The organism is Streptomyces sp. NPDC006174 (assembly GCF_040614075.1).
GTDB lineage: Bacteria > Actinomycetota > Actinomycetes > Streptomycetales > Streptomycetaceae > Streptomyces.
The window spans coordinates 295,491-311,430 of the sequence record NZ_JBEXTJ010000003.1 but is presented as its reverse complement, the minus strand read 5'-3'; the positions used below and the strand labels follow the sequence as shown (position 1 = coordinate 311,430).

Genomic DNA, 15,940 nt, shown 5'->3' with positions numbered 1-15,940 from the left:
CCCGTCCTGCCCCCGTACGACCCGCGCCGCCCCTCCCGTACGGACCGCGCACCCCCAGGCCCACTCCGTACGACCCGATCACCGAGCCGCTACGACTGATCAGGAGTCCCCATGCGCCACCAGCCCCGCCGACGACACGGCCCACGCCGCCTGCCACGCGCCGGCGCCGCCGCCGCGGCGCTCGTCCTCCTCGCCACCGGCTGCGCCGGCGCCGGCGGGACCTCGTTCGGGGGCGGTGACGCCCTCAACGTCCTGATGGTGAACAACCCGCAGATGGTCGAACTGCAGAAGCTGACCAAGGAGCACTTCACCAAGGAGACCGGCATCACCGTCCACTTCACGGTGCTGCCCGAGAACGACGTCCGCGACAAGATCAGCCAGGACTACTCCAACCAGGCCGGCCAGTACGACATCGCCACCATCTCCAACTTCGAGCTGCCGTTCTTCGCCGAGAACGGCTGGCTGCGCCCGCTCGACCAATACGTCGACGCCGACCCGGACTTCGACCAGCAGGACATTCTCCCGCCGCTGCGCGAGTCGCTGACCCACAAGGACGGCAAGCTCTACGCCCAGCCGTTCTACGGCGAATCCTCCTTCCTGATGTACCGCAAGGACGTCTTCGAGAAGGAAGGGCTCACCATGCCCGCCAAACCGACCTGGAAGGAGGTGGCCGAACTCGCCGCGAAGACCGACGGATCGCAGCGCGGGATGAAAGGCATCTGCCTGCGCGGCCTGCCCGGCTGGGGCGAGGTCATCGCGCCGCTCACCACCGTCGTCAACACCATGGGCGGCACCTGGTTCACCGAGGACTGGCAACCGCAGCTGACCTCACCGGAGTTCAAGAAGGCGACCACGTTCTACGTCGACCTGGTGCGCGAGCACGGAGAGCTCGGCGCCCCGCAGTCCGGCTACGCCGAGTGCCTCAACAACATGACGCAGGGCAAGACCGCCATGTGGTACGACGCCACCGCCGGAGCCGGATCGCTGGAAGCCAAGAACTCGCCGGTCAAGGGCAAGATCGGCTACGTACCGGCCCCCGTCGAGCAGACCGAGAGCTCCGGCTGGCTCTACACCTGGGCCTGGGGCATGCAGAACGCCTCCAAGAAGGCCGACGACGCCTGGAAGTTCATCTCCTGGGCCTCCGGCAAGGAGTACGAGGAGCTCGTCGGCGCCACCAGCGGCTGGTCCAACGTCCCGGCGGGCAAACGCGCGTCCACCTACGCACACCCCGACTACCGCAAGGAAGCAGGGGCGTTCGCCGACGTCACCCAGCAGGCCATCTCCGAGGCCGACCCGAACAACCCTGGCACCCAGCCGCGTCCCACGGCGGGCATCCAGTTCGTCGGCGTACCGGAGTTCACCGACCTCGGCACCAAGGTCGCGCAGGAGATCAGCGCCGCCATCGCGGGCCGCCAGTCGGTGGACACCGCACTCGCCACCTCCCAGAAGCTGGCCGAGAAGGTCGCGGAGGAGTACCGATGACCACCACCACCACCACCGCCGTGCGGCCGACACCACCCCGACCGGCACCGGGCGGCCAGCGGCCCACCGGCAGCAGAGCCAAGGCCTGGGCCACCCGCGCACCGCTCCTGCCCGCACTCGTCTTCCTGATCGTGGTCACCCAACTGCCTTTCGTGGCAACCCTGGTGATCTCCTTCTTCGACTGGAACTCGCTCAAGCCGGACCAGCGCCACTTCACCGGGTTCGCCAACTACGGCTCCGTCTTCACCGACCCGGCCCTGCGCGAATCGGTCCTCACCACCGTCCTGCTCACCGCGACGGTCGTGATCGTCAGCGTCGTCCTCGGCCTCGCCTTCGCCCTGCTCCTGGACCGCGCCTTCTTCGGCCGCGGCTTCGTCCGCACTCTCCTCATCACGCCGTTCCTCATCGTGCCGGTCTCGGCGGCGCTGCTGTGGAAGCACGCGCTCTACAACCCCGAATACGGCCTGTTCAACGGTGTGCTGACCTGGTTCGGCAACCTCTTCGGCATCGAGTCCACCGCTCAGCCGGAGTGGACCTCCGAGATGCCGCTGATGGCCGTCGCCGCAGCCCTCGTCTGGCAGTGGACGCCGTTCATGATGCTGATCCTGCTGGCCGGACTGCAGAGCCGACCCGCCGAGATGATGGAGGCCGCCCGCCTCGACGGCGCCGGACCCTGGCAGATGTTCCGCTTCCTGACCCTGCCGCACCTGCGCCGCTACCTCGAACTCGGTGTCCTGCTGGGCTCGGTGTACATCGTGCAGAACTTCGACGCCGTGTTCACCATCACCGCGGGCGGCCTCGGCACCGCCAACCTCCCGTACACCGTCTACGAGACCTTCTACCGGGCCCATGAGTACGGACTGGCGTCCGCCGTGGGCGTGGTCGTGGTGATCGGCACCGTGATCATCGCGACCTTCGCGCTCCGGGTGGTCTCCTCCCTCTTCCGTGAGGAGGCGAGCCGCGCATGAGCGCCTCGACCGCAGCACCGAACCGCACCCGAGCCACCGCGAAAGCCACCGCGCCGACGGCCCGCGCCCGCAGGCGCTCCACCGCACTCGGCCTGACCGCCTGGGCGGTAGGCATGGTCTTCTGCCTGCCGGCCCTGTGGATGGTGCTGACCTCCTTCCACTCGGAGGCCGACGCGGCGACCAACCCGCCTTCCTTGGCAGCCGCGTTGACGCTCGACGGCTACCGGACCTTCTTCGGCGGCGGAGGCGGCCCGACCCCCTGGCCTCCGCTGGTCAACTCCCTCACCGCGTCGCTGTTCTCCACGCTGCTGGTGCTCCTGCTGGCGCTGCCCGCCGCCTACGCGCTCTCCATCCGGCGGGTGCGCAAGTGGACCGACGTGATGTTCTTCTTCCTCTCCACCAAGATGCTGCCGGTGGTCGCCGGTCTGCTGCCGATCTACCTGTTCGCGAAGAACACCGGGCTCCTGGACAACATCTGGCTGCTCGTCCTGCTCTACACCTCGATGAACCTGCCGATCGCGGTGTGGATGATGCAGTCCTTCCTCGCCGACGTGCCCGTCTCCATCATCGAGGCGGCCCAGGTCGACGGAGCGAGGCTGCCGACGGTCCTCGGCCGGGTCGTCGCTCCGGTCGCCGCTCCCGGCATCGCCGCCACGGCCCTGATCTGCTTCATCTTCAGCTGGAACGAGCTGTTGTTCGCCCGTGTGCTGACCGGCGTGGTCGCCGGGACGGCGCCCGTCCACCTGACCACCTTCGTCACCAGCCAGGGCCTCTTCCTCGCCCAGCTGTGCGCGGCGTCCGTGGTCGTGTCCCTGCCGGTGCTCATCGCCGGCTACGCCGCCCAGGACAAACTCGTCCAGGGCCTTTCACTGGGAGCAGTCAAATGAGGGCAGCCATCGTCGAGGCCCCCGGCAAGGTGTCCGTCACCACGGTCGACGACCCCACGCCCGGCCCGCGGGACGTGGTCGTGAAGGTGGCGTCCTGCGGGCTCTGCGGCACCGATCTCCACATCCTCCAGGGCGAGTTCGCGCCGACCCTGCCGATCGTCCCGGGCCATGAGTTCGCCGGTGAGATCGTCGCCGTCGGCACCGGCGTCACCGAGCTGGCCGTCGGCGACAAGGTGGCCGTCGACCCCTCGCTGCACTGCCACGAGTGCCGCTACTGCCGCTCCGGCCGCGGCAACCTCTGCGACAACTGGGCCGCGATCGGCGTCACCGTCCCCGGCGGAGCGGCCGAGTTCGCCGTCGCCCCGGTCGCCAACTGCGTCAGACTGCCCGAGCACATCGACGTAAGGGACGCGGCCCTGATCGAGCCGCTCTCCTGCGCGGTGCGCGGCTACGACGTGCTGCACGGCAACCTGGGCGCCGAGGTCCTCATCTACGGCTCCGGGACGATGGGCCTGATGATGCTGGAGCTGGCCAAGCGCACCGGCGCCGCCTCGGTGGAGGTCCTGGACATCAACGCGCAGCGCCTGGAGACCGCGAAGCTCCTCGGCTGCACGGGCGCGGCCGCCCGAGCCGAGGAGCTGGACCGGCCCGGCGGCTGGGACGTGGTCATCGACGCCACCGGCAACGCGGGAGCCATCCAGGACGGCCTGGGCCGGGTCGCCAAGGGCGGTACGTTCCTTCAGTTCGGGGTGGCCGACTACGCCACGACCGCGGTGATCGAGCCGTACCGGATCTACAACCAGGAGATCACCATCACCGGCTCGATGGCGGTCCTGCACAGCTACGAGCGGGCCGCCGCGCTCTTCGCGAGCGGAGTGCTGGACCCGGCGGTCTTCATCAGCGACCGGCTGCCGCTGGAGCGGTACCCGGAGGCGATCGACCAGTTCAAGGCGGGCGTGGGGCGGAAGATCGTGGTGCAGCCGTAGCGAAAACGCGGTCGAGCGGCGAGCCGGTGAGGGCTCGCCGCTCGTGCGTCGGCGGGATCAGGGGAAGTTGACGACGGTCGAAGGGATCGTCGACGTTCCCGAGGTGGGCGAGCCGATGTTGTTGATCACGTGCTGGTACTGCCCGTTGCCGCCGAGCGAGACCACCAGCAGGTTGTGGAACTTCACGCCCGGCTTGACCGGTGCCTTGAAGCCGTGCTCCTGGATGATCGTCGGGTCGACGTTGTAGTAGCAGTAGCTGCCCAGGCCCCAGCCCTCGTGCTGGTTCACCGAGTCGTCGACCCGGTAGGCCGCGTAGCCCTTGGTGGCGCCGTTCTGGATGGCCGCCTGGTTCGGGGCGTCGTACGCCTTCTCGTTCTGGAAGAAGATCGTGCGGCCGCGTTCGCCGTACCACTCCACGTCGTACTTGTTGAAGTGTTCGACGAACAGTCCGGTCGCCAGCACGTCGTCGCCGTTGACCCGGACTCCGTAATCCGCCCGGTTGGTCTCCCAGCCCCAGCCCTCGCCGTGGTCCGCGCGCCAGATCCAGGTGTGGTCGATGATGACGTCGTCGCTGTTGACCACCAGGCTGGTGGTCGCCTTGCCGGGGCCCGCGCCACCGATGCGGATGAACACGTCCTGCACGGTGGTGGGGTTGACCGAGTGGTCGGCAAAGGCGCCCTGCGGGCCGACCTCCAGCAGCGTGGGCGAGTTGACCGGACCGGCGTCGATGAGGAAGCCGGCCAGCTTCACGCCGTCGACATCGGCGACCTTCATCGCGGTCACGCCGTTGTCCGGGATGATCGTCGCGAGGCCGAGACCCAGCACGACGGTGTCGGCGCGGTTCACGTTGATCGTCTGGTCGATGTGGTAAACCCCGGGCGTGAACAGCAGGTTGAGGCCCTGGGCCAGCGCCGCGTTGATCGTGGCAGCGGTGGCGCCCTGCTTGACGACGTAGAAGCGGTCCAGCGGAATGGACTCACCCGGCTGGTTCCCGCTGCCCCAGGAGACGCCGCGCGCGTTGACACGCTTCGCCGGCGCGAAGACCTTGTACTCGGTGCCGTCCAGGTAGAGGAACGGCTTCTCGCGCGAGATCGGTGTGGTGTCCAGCGTGGTGTACGGCGGGTTCGGATAGCTGGTCGCGGGCGCGCCCTGCACACCGGAGAAGGTCATGTTCCAGACGGCGTTGGTCCAGCCGCCGACCGAGCTGTCGCGGGTGTACCACTGCTGCTGGGAGTACGGGCCCACGGTGCCGTCGATCTTGCTGTCGGCGATGTAGCCGCCGCTGGCCCAGCCGTAGCCGTCGGGCGCGAGGTTGAGCCCGCCCTTGACGTGCATCCGGCGGAACGGCGCGGCCTGCGAGACGGCCCAGCGGTTGGTGCCGTTGACCGGGTTCAGGGTGAGGTTCTCCGCCGCGCGCCAGAAGTTCTGCGTGGCGTTCCCGTCGAACCAGCCCGCGTCCACGGTCACATCGCCGTTGAAGGTGGTGGCGCCCGGGTTGAGGCCGAGGCCGGCGATCTGGGTGTAGAACCCGATCTGCGCGTTGATGTTGTCGTACGTGCCGGGCTTGAAGAGCAGCGCGTGCCGGCCGTTGCCGAACTGCGCGGACTCCTGCTGCCGGAAGATCTCGTCGACCTTGCCCTGGATGTTCGGTGTGGACGGGTCGAAGACGTGCACGTTCGGGCCGAGGTCACCGCCGCCGGGAATCTGCGGTCCGCCGCCTCCGTCGCGCGTACCGAAGACCTTGAACTCCCAGAGCGAGTAGCCGTATCCGGTGGCGCGCTGGGTGCCGGTCAGGCGTACGTAGCGGGCCTCGCCGGAGACGGTCAGCGTCTCGTTCCCGCCCTGGCCGGTGGTGGTGGAGTACGCGTCTCTCCAGGTGGTGCCGTTGGTGGAGGTCTCGATGCGGTAGCTCTTCGCGTACGCGGTCTCCCAGGAGAGCTCGACCCGGCTGAGAGCGGCCGGGGAGCCGAGGTCGATCCGTATCCACTGCGGGTCGGAGAACGCGCTGGACCAGCGGGTGCCGGGGTTGCCGTCGACCGCGTTGCCGGCGGCCGTACCGCCGTTCTCCTGGCTGGAGGCGGTCGCCGGGCTGCCCTGGGAGAGCAGGACGGGCGCGGCCTGCGCCGGAGCGGTCTGCATCACGCCGAGGAGGGTCGCGACCAGGGCGGTCACCAGCGCGAAGCCGATTCCGCGCCGTCGGTGGAGTGCGGCCACCGGGGGCCGCGAGGGTCTGACGAGGGCAACAGACATGTCCTGAACTCCTGAGGTGTCATCTGTGCGGGGGCAGGAGGCGGGGGTGGCACGCGCTCCCTCCGAAGAAAAGAGAGCGCTCTCTCGGTAGCCGAATGATTCTCCCGGGTTTCGGCCACGTCAAGAGTTGTGCACAGGGTCGCCGAGATGGGTCTCGAGAGCTGCTCGATGTTTCATCTCCTGAAAGCACAAAGGGAGTTGGCGGTGATCCGGCCGGACAAGTCGGACGAGATCTCTTCGGTCTCCGGGTCAACTGCCCCGTAACCCCTTGACGGTTGGCGTCGCTCCCGTCACGCTCCCCACTGCGGGGAGCGCTCTCTCGGCCTCCATCCCGCTACAGAGCAAGGAGTTCACATGAAGGCCCGTGGAACACCACGGCTTCGAGGCGCCCTGGCCGTCATGGCCGCGGTGGCCCTCCTGTTCACCCTCTCGGTGGCCCTCGCCCCGGAACGGGCCGTCGCCGCTCCCGTCCTCGTCTCGCAGGGCAGACCGGCCACCGCCTCCAGCGCCGAAGGTCCGTTCACCGCTCCCAACGCCGTGGACGGCACCCGCGGTACCCGCTGGTCCAGCGAGTTCAGCGACAGCCAATGGATCCGCATCGACCTCGGTACGAGCACGGCTGTCGGACAGGTCGTCCTGGACTGGGAGGCCGCGTACGCCAAGGGCTACCGGATCGAGCTCTCCGCCAACGGCACCGACTGGACGACGCTCCACTCCACCACCACCGGCACCGGCGGTGTCGAGACGCTCACCGTCTCGGGAACCGGCCGCTACATCCGGCTCGTCGGTACCCAGCGCGCCACACCGTGGGGCTACTCCCTCCACGAGTTCCAGGTCTACTCCACCACCGGCGGCAGCGATCCCGGTGGCGACGTCCTGCTCTCGTACGGGAAGACCGGCTCCGCCTCCACCTCCCAGCACGACGGCACCTGCTGGCAGTGCGGCCCGGACAAGGCCTTCGACCGTGACCCGGCGAGCCGCTGGGCCACCAGCCCCGAAGGCGGCTGGACCGACCCCGGCTGGATCGCGGTCGACCTCGGCGCCCGCGCCGAGATCCGCCGCGTGATCCTCCAGTGGGACCCGGCGTACGCCCGCGCGTACCGCATCGAGGTCTCCGACAACGGAGCCGACTGGCGGACGATCCACCAGACCACCACCGGCACCGGCTTCAAGGAGACCCTGAACGTCACCGGCACCGGCCGCCACGTACGCCTGTACGCCACCCAGCGCAGCGGCCAGTACGGCTACTCGCTCTGGGAGTTCCAGGTCTGGGGCACCGGCGGCGCGCCGATCCCCGCACCGCCGGTGCCGCCGGAGCCCACCTACGACCGGCTGGTCTTCAGCGACGAGTTCAACGGCCCCGCCGGCGCCACACCCGATCCGGCCAAGTGGGTCCCGGAGACCGGAACCGGCCCCAACAACGAGCTGGAGTACTACACGGACAACAAGAACGCCGCCCAGGACGGCAACGGCAACCTCGTCCTGGAGGCCCGCCGCGAGGCGACGCCGGGCTCGTCCTGCCCGCGCGACCCGTTGAGTGGCAGCACCACCTGCCAGTACACCTCGGCGCGGCTCAACACCTACGGCAAGTTCCAGTTCACCTACGGCCGGGTCGAGGCGCGCATCAAGGTCTCCGGCACGCAAGGGCTCTGGCCCGCGTTCTGGATGCTGGGCGCGGACTACTTCGACAAGGGGCGTCCGTGGCCCTACACCGGTGAGATCGACATCATGGAACACGTCGGCAAGGAGCCGAAGACCACCTACTCCACGCTGCACGCACCCGCCTACAACGGCGCGGCCGGCTACGGAGGCCCGCACTCACTGCCCGGCGGCGCGAACTACGCCGACGACTTCCACACCTTCTCGGTGGACTGGAACAGCACGGGCATGACGTTCCGGGTCGACGGCCAGGTGTCGTTCCGGGTCGACCGGGACGAGCTGGAGCGCACCCGTGGACCGTGGGTGTTCGACCACGACTTCTTCCTGATCCTCAACAACGCGGTCGGCGGTGACTGGCCGGGTCCGCCGGACACCACCAGCCGCTTCCCGCAGAAGCTGAGCGTCGACTACATCAAGGTCTGGCAGTAGCACCACTCCGGCGGAGGACGGCCCGGTCCGTCCTCCGCCGGAGTCTCAGCGGGCTTCGTACACGATCCACAGCGGTCCTTCGGCCAGGTCGATCCGCTCGCCGTCCGGTGTGGTGAACCGCGTGTCCGCGTCCGCCGCGGACCGCGTCCACCGGGCCTCGTACGCCGTGCCGTCCCGCAGCACCTGCGCGGTCCCCGACCCCACGGTCTCGGTGAACGGCGTGTTGTTCCCGGACCGGTCGCCGAAGGACGACGGACGTACGGTCGCCTCCTGCACGATCACCGTGGCGGCCGCCAGCTGCTCACCCTCGCCCCCACGGGCCGGCGAGCCGTCCATGGCGACCAGCCACCGCTCGCGCTCGGCGGACCAGGTGAAGGTGGTGCGCGCGGACGGGAACCGGACCGTACGGCTCTCCTCGGCGCTCCCGCCGGACGGCGCCGGCCCGAACCGCAGCCCCAGCGCCTCCACGGCCTCGGTCCCCGAAGCGCTGTACGGAATCCGTTCCGGCCGCAGGTAGAGGTTGTGCGGCGCCGGCCGCTCGGACCCCCGGAAGTACGCACCGGGTGCGGCCGACGGCGGTACGGCGTCGAGCGGCGCCCGTTCGATCACCGGCAGCAGCCTGCTCTGCGCGCCCGAGAAGGCGAGCACCGGCCGGTCGAACTGGCGCAGCAGCTCCAGATCGGTCTCCCGGGCGCTGCGGACCGGCCCGACCACCGGCGGCACCTCGGAGGAGTAGACCGCGAGGAGCCGGCTGAGCCCGGCCTCCACCTGCTCGACGTAGACGATGTCCGCCTGCTGGAGACCGGTCTGCGGCCGGGCCGGCACCACGTTGTCGATCTTCACCGCGAGCACCTTCGCGTCCGTCCCTGTACCGGACGGGCCGCTGCTCCGGCTCTCGGGCGCCGAACCGTCGCCGCCCGTGCAGCCGGCCGCGAGGAGGATGAGGAGGAGCGCCATGATCAGCGCGGCGGCCGGGGTCTTCGACCGGGGGAGTACAGGCGTTCGGAGGGGTGCGGACATGGCGGCGACCGTCCTTTCGGGCACCGGCCGGCCGTCCCGGCGGAGCGCTGCCGCGTCGGGCCCTTCCTCCATCATCACGCTTCCGGCCGGTTCGCGGTTGCGGCGACATGGCTGGAACTGCACGGTGCCGTGCCTTCGATTCCGCTTCCGATGGGGCCGTTCGCTCTCTACGGTTGCACCAGCGACGGGCTACGTGCCCGTACGGTGACGGGTGAGGCGGAGGGGGATCCGGTGGAAGCCGAGTTGACGGCGCTGGCGGCATCAGGTGCGACGGCCTTCGTGGGGCTGATGGCGACCGAGGCGTGGAACCAGGTGCGCGGCCGGGTGGCCCGGTTCCTGGCGCGCGGCGAGGACAGCGAGGACGTGGACGCCGAGCTGGAGGAGTCCCGCGCGGAGCTGATGGCGGCGCGCCGCAGCGGCGACGAGGACGGTGCCGCGGACATCGCCGCGGAGTGGCGCGTCAGGCTCCGCCGGGCCCTGCGCGACAACCCGGAGGCCGAGCGGGAGCTGCGGAGCCTGCTCGACGAACTGGCCCCTCACCAGCCGTCCGCGCCCACCGTCACGGTCAACAACAGCACCAACGGCGGGACGTATTACGGCCAGGTGATCCAGGGGCACGACATCTCCGGGCTGACCTTCAACGGCGGGGGCGCGGCGGTGCCTCGGCCGGAAGCGGGTGGCAGGTGAGCGGTGCGGCCGCTGGCTGAGCGCTTCCGGGGCCGGCGGACCGCGTCGGCCTCGGAGCGGGTCGCGTAGGGTCCCGGCTGACCTGTCCGGGCCCGTTCGGCGGCCGACGCGACTGTCGTGACCGGATCGCCCCTTGGTGGCCTGTTCTCCATGGTTGACGCGCGTTGACTCGGGCGCCAATCTTTGACAGGTGCACGCCAAAACGTGCGGAAGAAATGCCAAACCGTGCAGAAGAAGTCAAGAGTCCGGCGCCAGCTCCAGCCGTCACCCCACGCGAAAGGAATACCGCCCGTGTTCTCCCGACTGCTCATAAGAACCACCGTCGCCGCTCTCGCCGTCACCGGGCTGCTCGCCGTCGCCCCTTCGGCGCCGGCGACCTCCGGCGGCTCCGCAGCGCTCGCGGCGGCTGCCTCCACGACCTCCTCCGCCGACGTCGTGGTGAAGATGCCGGCCGCCGTCGAGGACCGTCTCGGCGCCGAGCGCGGGAACCTGGTCGACGCCGTCTCCGCGGACGTCCTCGCACGGTCCCACGACGCCGGCGGCCTCACCCCGGAGGCGGCCGTCACCGAGCTCGCCGACGAAGGCCGCAAGGTCGTCGTCGACGTACGGACCGCCGCGGACGGCTGGGCCCGGGGCGTCGCCTATGTCGAGGCGTCCCGCGCGCACCACGGTGAGCCGGAGGGCTGGCTGTACATCGCGCACCGGCAGAACGGGCGCTGGACCGCGGGCCTGGAGGGCGATGGCGAGTTCGCCGCGTACGTGGCCCGGTCCCCGCTGGTCGGCGAGGCGGAACGGCGGAACATGACGGCGTACGCGGAGCGCAGGGCCGATCTGGCGCAGGTCGGAGCCCTGGCCAACACCAGCGGCTTGCTGCTGCCCTGGATGCCCGACCACTACATGACCCTCACCGGTGGCCCGCACGCCCACGACGGCGGCACCGGCTACTGGAGCGCCCTCGACTTCGCCGGCGGCAACGCGAGCGGACTGGTCCGGTCGTCACGTGAGGGCACGGCGACCTCGATGTGCGGTGCCGGAGGCGGCTGGACCCGGGTGATCCATCCGGGCGGCTTCTCCACGGACTACTACCACATGCGGAACACCACCTACTACAACGGGACATCGATCGCCCGGAGCGCGCTGCTCGGCACCATCGGCACCGACACCTGTGCCGGCGGCTCCGCGACCGGTGCGCATGTGCACTGGAGCCTGCGCACGTACGACGCCAACTACAACGGCCAGTACACCTGGCTGAACGGCCGTACGATCGGCGGCTGGGCCTGGTGGAACGGTTCCGGCCAGTACTCCGGCTGCGGCACCCGGCTCGGCGTCACGGCCTGCCCCGGCACGGCCATCTACAACCGCACGAGCTGACCACCGCAATCCGGCAGCCCATGCCGATCGGAGTCGCCGCCGAGGCGTTGTCCAGGTCGAGCCCGTCGGAGTGGACGAGCCGCCCCGCGTGCCGGATCTCGCAGCCGAGCCCGATCGCGAACGTCTTGCCCGGCTCGCCCCACCCGCCCCGAAGTGGTCGGTGAGCCGCTCGATGTCGTACCGGACCTCCTCCGCCGCCGTGTGGAAGGCGCGGTACGGGAGGATCAGCGCGCCCGCGACGTAGTTGGCGACCCCGATGCGGGCCAGCGGCCAGACCGCCGACCCCTCGTCGTAGTCCTCGGAGGCCAGCCGCGCGATCTCTCCGCCGTATCCGAGCAGCGCGAGCTGGGTCGCCATCGGCTGGTCTTCACCGGCGACCTGGACGCCTTGGCCGACCGCCGGCTCGTGGTCGAGGCCGTCGTGGAGAACGCCGAGGCCAAGTCGGAGGTGTTCACCGCGCTCGACAAGATCGACGAGGACCCGGCGGCGATCCTGGCGACCGACACCTCCGCCATCCCGGTCATGCGCCTCGGCATGGCCACCCACCGCGCCGACCGCGTGCTCGGCCTCCATTTCTTCAACCCGGTGCCCGTGCTGCGGCTGGTCGAGGTCGTCCCGTCCCCGCACACCGCGCCCGCCACGGTCACCGCGGCCGAGGCGTTCGTGACCGACGTGCTCGGCAAGACCGTGGTCCGCTCGCAGGACCGTTCCGGCTTCGTCGTGAACGCGCTGCTGATCCCGTACCTCCTCTCCGCGATCCGGATGGCCGAATCCGGCTACGCGACCGCCGCCGACGTGGACGCCGGAATGGAGCTGGGCTGCGCCCACCCGATGGGCCCGCTGAAGCTGGCGGACCTGATCGGCCTGGACACGGTGGCCTCCATCGCCGTATCGCTCTACGAGGAGTTCGAGGAACCGCTCTACGCCCCGCCGCCGCTGCTCCAGCGGATGGTGGAGGCGGGGCTGCTCGGCCGGAAGACCGGCCGCGGGTTCCACACGTACGACCGGGACTGAGGGGCCCGTAGGGGGTGTCCGGTGGGTCAAGGCCGCGGTTGAGGGACCGCGGCCGGTGCCGAGCGGGGTGCGGAGCAGTTGACTGTGCTGCCTCCCCCCCCGCCGTGGTGTTTCCGCGCTCGCTGCCGCGCCGTCTGGTCCAGACCTCTTGACCGAAGGTCTGGACCACCCTACGGTTTTGGCAGGGTCACGACACTGGGTGGGTCGGAGCGAACCCTTCGCGCCGTCGGCGGTCGACCCGGGCAGGAAGGACCTCAAGGATCATGGGCCGTACCGCACGCCTGCTGGGCCTCGGCCTGGCCGCGGCGCTCGCCGTACCGATGCTGGTCGGAGCCGTACCACCGAAGACCGCTGACTCCCCGAAGGCCGCGGCCGACACTTGCGCGGTCAAGTCGAAGCCGGCCGGCAAGGTGCTCCATGGGTACTGGGAGAACTGGGACGGCGCCGCCAACGGCGTCCACCCGCCGCTCGGCTGGATCCCGATCACGGACTCCCGTATCACCCAGCACGGCTACAACGTCGTCAACGCGGCCTTCCCCGTCATCCGTTCCGACGGCACCGTGCTGTGGGAGGACGGCATGGACAACACCGTCAAGGTCGCCACACCGGCGGAGATGTGTCAGGCCAAGGCATCCGGACTCACGCTGCTCATGTCGATCGGCGGCGCGACCGCCGGGATCGACCTCAGCTCCAGCAAGGTCGCCGACCGGTTCGTCGCGACCGTGGTCCCGATCCTGAAGAAGTACAACTTCGACGGCATCGACATCGACATCGAGACCGGGCTCGTCGGCACCGGCAATATCAGCCAGCTCTCTCCGTCGCAGGCCAACCTCATCCGCATCATCGACGGCGTGCTGGCCGCGATGCCGTCGAACTTCGGCCTCACGATGGCCCCCGAGACGGCGTACGTCACCGGCGGCAGCGTGGTCTACGGCTCGATCTGGGGCGCGTACCTGCCGGTCATCAAGAAGTACGCCGACAACGGCCGGCTCTGGTGGCTGAACATGCAGTACTACAACGGCAGCATGTACGGCTGCTCCGGCGACTCGTACTCCGCCGGTACGGTCGCCGGCTTCGTGGCCCAGACGGACTGCCTGAACCGAGGACTCGTCATCCAGGGCACGACCATCAAGGTCCCGTACGACAAGCAGGTCCCGGGCCTGCCCGCACAGCCCGGTGCCGGCGGCGGCCACATGTCACCGTCGCTCGTCTCGCAGGCCTGGAACCACTACAACGGCTCCCTGAAGGGCCTGATGACCTGGTCCCTGAACTGGGACGGCTCCAAGGGCTGGACCTTCGGCGACAACGTGAAGCGCCTCCAGGGCCGCTGACCCTCGAAGCCCACCGAGCCCCCGGTCCGCGCCCCGGACCGGGGGCTCGGTGCTGCCCGGTCGGGACGCGGGGTCGCGATGGCGCGAACCCGTCACGTGCCGAGCGGGGCAACAGGACAGAATCGGGTACGGATCGCAGTAATCGCTCATACCGGGACGCCGGCCCGTCCACCAGGGCCGACGCCGACGAAGAAGACGCAAGAGGAGACCCGATGGCGCACGCACGGGCCGGGCAGCCGGCGCAGCCCGCAGACCTGGTCGACGTGGCACGGCTGGTGACGGCCTATTACACCCTCCACCCCGATCCGGCCGACCCGGCCCAGCGGGTCGCCTTCGGCACCTCGGGCCACCGCGGCTCCGCGTTCGCGGCGGCGTTCAACGACGACCACATCGCCGCCACCACCCAGGCGATTTGCGACTACCGCGCCCGCCAGGGCACCGACGGACCGCTCTTCCTCGGCGCCGACACCCACGCCCTCTCCGAGCCGGCCCGGACCACCGCGCTGGAGGTGCTCGCCGCCAACGGCGTCACCGCGCTCATCGACAGCGACGACGGCTACACCCCGACGCCCGCCGTCTCGCACGCGATCCTCACGTACAACCAGGGCCGCACGGAGCACCTGGCCGACGGCATCGTGGTCACGCCGTCGCACAACCCGCCCGCCGACGGCGGCTTCAAGTACAACCCGCCGAACGGCGGACCGGCCGCGTCGGATGCCACGTCCTGGATCCAGGACCGGGCCAACGCCTTGATCGAGGCGGGCCTCGGTGAGGTCCGCCGCATCCCGTACACCCGCGCGCTGGCCGCCGACACCACGCACCGGCACGACTTCCTGACCGCGTACGTCGACGACCTGCCGTCCGTCCTGGATCTGGACGCCGTACGGGACGCGGGCATCCGGATCGGCGCCGACCCGCTCGGCGGCGCCTCCGTCGCGTACTGGGGACGGATCGCGGAGCGGCACCGGATCGACCTCACCGTGGTCAACCCGCTCGCCGACCCGACCTGGCGGTTCATGACGCTGGACTGGGACGGCAAGATCCGGATGGACTGCTCGTCGCCGCACGCCATGGCCTCGCTGATTCAGCAACGCGACGCGTACGCCATCTCCACCGGCAACGACGCCGACGCCGACCGGCACGGCATCGTCACGCCCGACGGCGGCCTGATGAACCCCAACCACTATCTGGCCACCGCCATCGACTACCTCTACACCCACCGCGAGGCCTGGCCCGCCGGGACCGGCATCGGCAAGACGCTGGTCTCCTCCTCCATGATCGACCGCGTCGCGCACGACCTCGGCCGCACGCTGGTGGAGGTGCCGGTCGGGTTCAAGTGGTTCGTGGACGGTCTGTACGACGGCAGCCTCGGCTTCGGCGGCGAGGAGTCGGCCGGCGCCTCGTTCCTGCGGCGTGACGGCCGGGTCTGGACCACGGACAAGGACGGCATCCTGCTGGCCCTGCTCGCCTCCGAGATCACCGCCGTCACCGGCTCCACCCCGTCCCAGCGGTACGCGCAGCTCACCGCCCGCTTCGGCGACCCGGCGTACGCCCGCGTGGACGCGCCCGCCACCCGCGAGGAGAAGGCGGTCCTGGCCAAGCTCTCCCCGCAGCAGGTCAAGGCCGACACACTGGCCGGCGAGCGCATCACCGCCGTCCTCACCGAGGCACCCGGCAACGGAGCCGCGATCGGCGGCCTCAAGGTCTGCACCGACAGCGCCTGGTTCGCCGCCCGTCCGTCGGGCACGGAGGACGTCTACAAGGTGTACGCGGAGAGCTTCCAGGGCCCCGAACACCTCGGCCGGGTCCAGGAGGAGGCGCGCGCACTGGTCTCGGAGGCGCTGGGCAGCGCCTGA

The 15,940-nt window shown here is 70.1% G+C and carries 11 protein-coding genes and 2 pseudogenes; 10 read left to right on the top strand and 3 right to left on the bottom strand.

Features of this window, described 5'->3' with window-relative positions:
- Positions 1–111 precede the first annotated feature (111 nt).
- Genes ABZ267_RS09010 through ABZ267_RS08995 form a run of 4 tightly spaced genes read left to right on the top strand, consistent with a single transcriptional unit; the run spans position 112 to position 4,323 of the window.
- Positions 112–1,482, top strand: a complete 1,371-nt coding sequence (locus ABZ267_RS09010; protein WP_356751884.1) for a sugar ABC transporter substrate-binding protein — start codon at positions 112–114, stop codon at positions 1,480–1,482.
- A complete protein-coding gene (locus ABZ267_RS09005; RefSeq protein ID WP_356751882.1) occupies positions 1,479–2,450 on the top strand; it encodes a sugar ABC transporter permease in 972 nt (323 codons plus the stop codon). The genes ABZ267_RS09010 and ABZ267_RS09005 overlap by 4 nt, the downstream gene beginning before the upstream one ends.
- Positions 2,447–3,337 carry a carbohydrate ABC transporter permease gene (locus tag ABZ267_RS09000; RefSeq protein WP_356751880.1) on the top strand — a complete coding sequence of 297 codons (891 nt, stop codon included), beginning with the start codon at positions 2,447–2,449 and terminating at the stop codon, positions 3,335–3,337. Before ABZ267_RS09005 ends, ABZ267_RS09000 begins: the two co-directional genes overlap by 4 nt.
- Entirely contained in the window at positions 3,334–4,323 is a 990-nt protein-coding gene (locus ABZ267_RS08995) for a zinc-dependent alcohol dehydrogenase family protein (RefSeq protein WP_356751878.1), read from the top strand. Before ABZ267_RS09000 ends, ABZ267_RS08995 begins: the two co-directional genes overlap by 4 nt.
- 57 nt (positions 4,324–4,380) lie before the next feature.
- On the opposite strand, the gene ABZ267_RS08990 is transcribed toward ABZ267_RS08995, so the two are convergent.
- Positions 4,381–6,573, bottom strand: coding sequence for a discoidin domain-containing protein (locus ABZ267_RS08990; protein WP_356751876.1), 2,193 nt, complete (start codon positions 6,571–6,573; stop codon positions 4,381–4,383).
- A gap of 354 nt (positions 6,574–6,927) precedes the next feature.
- On the opposite strand from ABZ267_RS08990, the gene ABZ267_RS08985 reads away from it, so the two are divergent.
- Positions 6,928–8,661: a discoidin domain-containing protein gene (locus tag ABZ267_RS08985; RefSeq protein ID WP_356751875.1), complete on the top strand. Its 1,734-nt coding sequence runs from the start codon at positions 6,928–6,930 to the stop codon at positions 8,659–8,661.
- A gap of 45 nt (positions 8,662–8,706) precedes the next feature.
- Here the strand turns inward: ABZ267_RS08985 and ABZ267_RS08980 are convergent, their stop codons facing one another.
- Positions 8,707–9,681: a DUF3048 domain-containing protein gene (locus tag ABZ267_RS08980; protein WP_356751873.1), complete on the bottom strand. Its 975-nt coding sequence runs from the start codon at positions 9,679–9,681 to the stop codon at positions 8,707–8,709.
- 231 nt (positions 9,682–9,912) lie between these two features.
- Here ABZ267_RS08980 and ABZ267_RS08975 point away from each other — a divergent pair, with 231 nt between their 5' ends.
- The gene (locus tag ABZ267_RS08975) at positions 9,913–10,368 is read left to right on the top strand and encodes a hypothetical protein (protein WP_356751871.1); all 456 of its coding nucleotides are present in this window, start codon (positions 9,913–9,915) and stop codon (positions 10,366–10,368) included.
- Between the two features lie 291 nt (positions 10,369–10,659).
- Positions 10,660–11,739 (top strand): M23 family metallopeptidase, encoded by a 1,080-nt coding sequence (locus ABZ267_RS08970; protein ID WP_356751869.1) that lies wholly within the window; start codon positions 10,660–10,662, stop codon positions 11,737–11,739.
- Positions 11,740–11,746: 7 nt separating this feature from the next.
- Here ABZ267_RS08970 and ABZ267_RS08965 read toward each other — a convergent pair.
- Positions 11,747–12,096: pseudogene (locus ABZ267_RS08965) on the bottom strand (short-chain fatty acyl-CoA regulator family protein); the annotation flags it as partial.
- Here ABZ267_RS08965 and ABZ267_RS08960 point away from each other — a divergent pair.
- The 3 genes and pseudogenes from ABZ267_RS08960 to pgm form a co-directional block, all read left to right on the top strand.
- Positions 12,097–12,753 (top strand): annotated as a pseudogene (locus ABZ267_RS08960) (3-hydroxybutyryl-CoA dehydrogenase); the annotation flags it as partial. It abuts the pseudogene before it with no gap.
- 263 nt (positions 12,754–13,016) lie between these two features.
- Positions 13,017–14,084 (top strand): chitinase, encoded by a 1,068-nt coding sequence (locus ABZ267_RS08955; protein WP_356751867.1) that lies wholly within the window; start codon positions 13,017–13,019, stop codon positions 14,082–14,084.
- A 212-nt stretch (positions 14,085–14,296) separates the two neighbouring features.
- Positions 14,297–15,940: a phosphoglucomutase (alpha-D-glucose-1,6-bisphosphate-dependent) gene (gene pgm, locus ABZ267_RS08950; RefSeq protein WP_356751865.1), complete on the top strand. Its 1,644-nt coding sequence runs from the start codon at positions 14,297–14,299 to the stop codon at positions 15,938–15,940.

Bases quoted from the DNA above. Each gene is read 5' to 3' on its own strand.
- ABZ267_RS09010 (WP_356751884.1), top strand. From the start codon at position 112: ATGCGCCACCAGCCCCGCCGACGACACGGCCCACGCCGCCTGCCACGC.
- ABZ267_RS09005 (WP_356751882.1), top strand. From the start codon at position 1,479: ATGACCACCACCACCACCACCGCCGTGCGGCCGACACCACCCCGACCG.
- ABZ267_RS09000 (WP_356751880.1), top strand. From the start codon at position 2,447: ATGAGCGCCTCGACCGCAGCACCGAACCGCACCCGAGCCACCGCGAAA.
- ABZ267_RS08995 (WP_356751878.1), top strand. From the start codon at position 3,334: ATGAGGGCAGCCATCGTCGAGGCCCCCGGCAAGGTGTCCGTCACCACG.
- ABZ267_RS08990 (WP_356751876.1), bottom strand. From the start codon at position 6,573: ATGTCTGTTGCCCTCGTCAGACCCTCGCGGCCCCCGGTGGCCGCACTC.
- ABZ267_RS08985 (WP_356751875.1), top strand. From the start codon at position 6,928: ATGAAGGCCCGTGGAACACCACGGCTTCGAGGCGCCCTGGCCGTCATG.
- ABZ267_RS08980 (WP_356751873.1), bottom strand. From the start codon at position 9,681: ATGTCCGCACCCCTCCGAACGCCTGTACTCCCCCGGTCGAAGACCCCG.
- ABZ267_RS08955 (WP_356751867.1), top strand. From the start codon at position 13,017: ATGGGCCGTACCGCACGCCTGCTGGGCCTCGGCCTGGCCGCGGCGCTC.
- pgm (WP_356751865.1), top strand. From the start codon at position 14,297: ATGGCGCACGCACGGGCCGGGCAGCCGGCGCAGCCCGCAGACCTGGTC.